This window comes from Pseudomonas sp. K5002 (assembly GCF_013386655.1).
Taxonomy (GTDB): Bacteria; Pseudomonadota; Gammaproteobacteria; order Pseudomonadales; family Pseudomonadaceae; genus Aquipseudomonas.
Genome location: NZ_JACARK010000676.1, coordinates 1 through 4,252, shown reverse-complemented (window position 1 = coordinate 4,252; position 4,252 = coordinate 1). Strand labels below are relative to the sequence as shown.

Genomic DNA, 4,252 nt, shown 5'->3' with positions numbered 1-4,252 from the left:
AGCGCACGGCGGAGGCGGCTATCGTCGAGCCACTGCTGGCCCATTACTGGTCGCCGCAACCGCAGTTGGCGCTGGGCTTGGCGTTGCGGGGCAAGGCCACGTCTGCCATGGATATTTCCGACGGCCTTTTGGCTGATTGCGGGCATATCGCCAAGGCGTCGGCTGTCAGCTTGTTGATCGAGCAGCAAAAACTGCCGTTGTCCGCCGCCTTGCTGGCGTTCGTCGGTGAAGCGGATGCCCGGGTGGCCGCGTTGAGCGGGGGGGACGACTACGTACTGGCGTTCACCTTGCCGCCCGCCGAACTGGCGCCGCTGTTGGCCGCCGGTGTGCCGGTCCATGTAATCGGCCGGGTCGAGGCGGGGCAGGGCGTTACCCTGCTGGATGCGTCTGGCCAGGACGTCACGCCGGCCATTCGTGGCTATCAACATTTCTGAAAGGCATAGAACCAAGCTGAAGGCCAATCGAACCTATTGATCTTTATCAGCGATAATTCAGCTTAAGCGTCTGTAGGAACCTACTGTTACAATCCCTCCCCTGTGAAATCTGAAATCAGGAGCACAAGGTGCCCGTCGTTTTCGTCGCCGCTTCCAAGCTGCCAACCCCTTTTGCCACGTTCACCATGAATGGCTTTCTTGAAGAAGCCACCGGGCGCGAACACGTTGTTCTCAGCCTCGGTGACGTGGCGGACGGTGCCCCGGTCCTCGGTCGCGTGCACTCCGAGTGCCTGACCGGTGATGCGCTGTTCAGCCAGCGCTGTGACTGCGGCTCGCAACTGGAAGCCGCCCTGCAGGCCATCGCCCGTGAAGGCCGTGGCGTGTTGCTGTACCTGCGTCAGGAAGGCCGTGGCATTGGCCTGCTGAACAAGATCCGCGCCTATGAGCTGCAAGATGGCGGCGCCGACACTGTGGAAGCCAACGAGCGCCTCGGTTTTGCCGCTGACCAGCGCGACTATGGAATCTGCCTGCCGATGCTCCAGCACCTGGGCGTTAAATCCCTGCGGCTGATGACCAACAACCCGCGCAAGGTCAAAGCCTTGACCGACATGGGCATCACCGTCGCCGAGCGCGTGCCGCTGCACACCGGCCACAACCCGCACAACAAGCTCTACCTGGCCACCAAGGCCAGCAAGCTCGACCACATGATGGGCAACGAGCACCAGGGCGAGGCCGACCGGGCGTGACGCGCGGCCAGGTCAAGCGGCGACTGTCGTTTAACTGGTGGCAATACCTGGCGTTGGCGTTGGTGCCGTTGTTTGTGATCAACCTGGTGTTTGGCAAGGCCGAGCCCTTGCTGCCCGTGCTGGCGATGCCGTTTTTTATCGCCGGCGTAGCCTCGATGTTTGTCAGCCTGCGTTACTTTCACGGCTATAAACACGCGCTGATCGCCACCGGCAAAGCCCTCGATACCCCTGAAGAGCCGGCTGCCTGGATCACCCTCGCGGCCCGCCGTCGTGTGGCGTTGCTGGTGGCTGCACTGCCGGCCTGGGTCGGCGCGCTGGCAGTGTTTGTCGGGCTGGAAGCGGTGCCGCTGTTTCTGTTGGCACTGTCGACCCTGGTGCTGTTCTACCTCTACCGCATCCCGCGCCAGTTGGGTTGATGCGCGTCTGGCTGGCGGTGTGGCTGCTGGTTGTCGCGGCCCAGGCTGCGGCGGTCGAGCGGGTGGTCAGCCTTGCGCCTTCCTTGTCTGAAATCGTCGTTGAACTGGGCGCCGCCGATTTGCTGGTGGGCGTGCTGGATGGCGGCGAGCGGCCACAGGCGTTGGCGAACGTGCCGTCTGTGGGCAACTACGGGCAGTTGGACATGGAGCGGCTGCTCAGCCTCAAGCCCGACCTGATCCTGCTTTGGCCCGGCAGCGTCGGCCCGGGCCAGCGTGAACAGCTGCAACGCCTGAACATCCCGGTATTTGTCGCCGAACCCCACAGCCTCGAACAACTCACCTCACAGGTCGAAACCATTGCCCGGCAACTCGGGCGGGATGACGCCGGCCGGCAATTGGCAGCGCAGTTGCGTCAGCGCTTGGCCGAGTTGCGCTCACGCTATCACCGGGCCGAGCCGTTGCGGGTGTTTTATCAGGTGTGGAACCAGCCGCTGTACACCGTGGGTGGCGGGCAGATCATCAGCGATGCGCTGAGTGTGTGCGGCGCGCGCAATGTGTTCGATGACCTGAAATTACCGGCACCGCAGGTCAGCATTGAGTCGGTGTTGCAGCGTAATCCCGAGGTGATTCTGGCGGGCGATCAAGCGCAGCTGGATGCCTGGAAAGCCTGGCCCCAGGTGGCGGCGGTGGCTGGCGGGCGTTTGCTGGTGGTGCCTGACAAGGGCCTGGAACGGCCCAGCGGGCAGATGCTGCAGGCGGTGGCGCGGTTGTGTCAGGTTCTTGCTCCGGGGCTGTGAGACCGCTATCGCAGGCACGCCAGCTCCCACATTTGACCGAGTCGTCTGGATAAGCACGGTCCCCTGTGGGAGCCGGGCTTGCCCGCGATGAGGCCGGTGCAGACGACTTAGAGTTCCGGCGTCCAGGTCACCCCGAACATCAGTGCCCGGCCTTCTTCCCGATAGCCATATTGCTGGCCTTGATACTGATACAGCGCCCGGCTGTAGTCCTTGTTCAGCAGGTTATCGAGCTTCATTTCCAGCGTGACTTCATGGTTCACCGCCCAACTGCCCCGTAGCCCGAGCAAGCCATACCCGCCCAGGCGTTGCTGGTTCGCCGCATCGTCGTAGCTGCTGCTCACCGCTTGCCAGCTGGCGCCGACGCCGAATTGATCGAATTGGCGATCCAGGTCCAGGCTCAGGGTGCGCCGGGCTCGACGTGCCAGTGTGCGCCCGGTGTCGCGGTCGCGTGGGTCGATCAATGCAACGGCGAGGCTGCTTTGCCAGCCGAACAGTTCTTGCTTGAGCGCCGCCTCGAAGCCGTTGATGCGTGCGGCGCTGACGTTTTGCGGGCCGTTGCTGGCAAACACGATCGCGTCCTGAATATCGGTGCGGTACAGCGAGGCTTCCAGTCGGCTGCTGTCGCTGAGCTGGCTGCGCCACTGCACTTCGTAGCTTTTCGATGTCTCGGGCTTGAGGTTCGGGTTACTGTTTTTGAAGCCGAATTCGTCCGGGTAGTAGAGGTCGTTGAACGTAGGCGCGCGGAAGCCTTCGCTGTAGCTCAGCAACAGATCATTGTCCGGGTTCAGCGGCAGGGTGAAGGTGCCGCTCCAACTGTTGTGGCCGCCGAACTGTTGGTTATCGTCGCGACGCAGGCCCAGTTCAGTGGAAAAGGACTGGGCTTGAAAACGGTGCTGGATAAACGCCGCTCGATTCCAGCGACTGTCTTCGGCGAACGCTGTGCTGCTGTTGACCTGGTCCTCGTACCAGTCGCCGCCCAGTATCAGGCTGTTCTGCTCATTGAGGGTCAGGTCGTTCTGCCAGTTCAGTGAGTTGCGGTAAGTGTTGAACACGCTGCGTTCGGTGCTGAGCTTGTCCCGGGTTTCTTCGCGGTTTTCGCTGTGGCCCGCTTCCAGCCGGGACTTCCACGTGTCATTGATACGCGCGTCAACATAGGTGCTGACACTGCTCACGGTGAAGTGGGTGTAGGGCTTTTGCTGGAAGCTTTGGAAGGTGGTCGAATCGAAGCGACCGAACGGGTTGTCGAATTCGCTTTTGCCGCGGTTATCCAGCACGTTCACACCCGCTTCGAGGTCATCGTTGAAGGCATGGCTCAGGCTGAAACTGATGGCCTGGTTGCGATAGGCGTCATGGTCACGGTCGCTGGGATAGGAGTCGTACGTGCGATTGATTCCGGCCGTGTCATCCAGGCTGGCGCCGAGGTTGAAGCGAGTTTGCGCATCGCCGCCGGACAAGCCCAGGCTGCGTTCCCACGTCTGGTTGCTGCCAAATCCCACATGCAGGCGGGGTTGCAGGCCGGACTCGTTACCACGCCGGGTGAAAATCTGGATCACCCCGCCAATCGCATCGCTGCCGTAGATCACCGAGCGCGAACCACGCAGGACTTCCACGCGTTCGATCTGATGGATGTTCAGGTGCTGCAGGTTGCTGTCGCCGGAAGTCGAGTTGCCGATGCGCTGTCCGTCGACCAACACCAGGCTCTGGGCCGACTTGGTGCCACGAATGTAGACGCTTGCCAGACTGCCACGGCCACCGGCCTGTGAAACCTGCACGCCGGGCACGCGGCTGAGCAAGTCGGTCACGCTGGTGGGTTGCAGGCGGTCGATGTCGTCGCGGGTGAAGACGGTGTTGGCGGCGCT

5 protein-coding genes are annotated in these 4,252 nt (G+C 62.4%); 4 read left to right on the top strand and 1 reads right to left on the bottom strand.

The window, feature by feature from the left end; translation table 11 throughout:
• The 4 genes from HX846_RS26015 to HX846_RS26000 all read left to right on the top strand — a co-directional run.
• Positions 1-434, top strand: a 434-nt coding sequence (locus HX846_RS26015) for an AIR synthase-related protein (RefSeq protein WP_256739943.1), incomplete at its 5' end; no start/stop codon positions are given.
• 128 nt (positions 435-562) lie between these two features.
• Positions 563-1,180, top strand: a complete 618-nt coding sequence (gene ribA / locus HX846_RS26010) for a GTP cyclohydrolase II (RefSeq protein WP_003209983.1) — start codon at positions 563-565, stop codon at positions 1,178-1,180.
• Positions 1,177-1,596 carry a nuclear FMR1 interacting 1 family protein gene (locus HX846_RS26005; protein ID WP_003209980.1) on the top strand — a complete coding sequence of 140 codons (420 nt, stop codon included), beginning with the start codon at positions 1,177-1,179 and terminating at the stop codon, positions 1,594-1,596. The genes ribA and HX846_RS26005 overlap by 4 nt, the downstream gene beginning before the upstream one ends.
• Entirely contained in the window at positions 1,596-2,393 is a 798-nt protein-coding gene (locus HX846_RS26000; protein WP_087692352.1) for a cobalamin-binding protein, read from the top strand. Before HX846_RS26005 ends, HX846_RS26000 begins: the two co-directional genes overlap by 1 nt.
• A 107-nt stretch (positions 2,394-2,500) precedes the next feature.
• Here HX846_RS26000 and HX846_RS25995 read toward each other — a convergent pair.
• Positions 2,501-4,252 (bottom strand): TonB-dependent receptor domain-containing protein (locus HX846_RS25995; RefSeq protein ID WP_178966367.1); only part of this gene is annotated, 1,752 nt, incomplete at its 5' end.

What these genes read in the sequence shown, in the direction of transcription:
- HX846_RS26000 (WP_087692352.1), top strand. Translation starts at nt 1,596, where the DNA reads ATGCGCGTCTGGCTGGCGGTGTGGCTGCTGGTTGTCGCGGCCCAGGCT.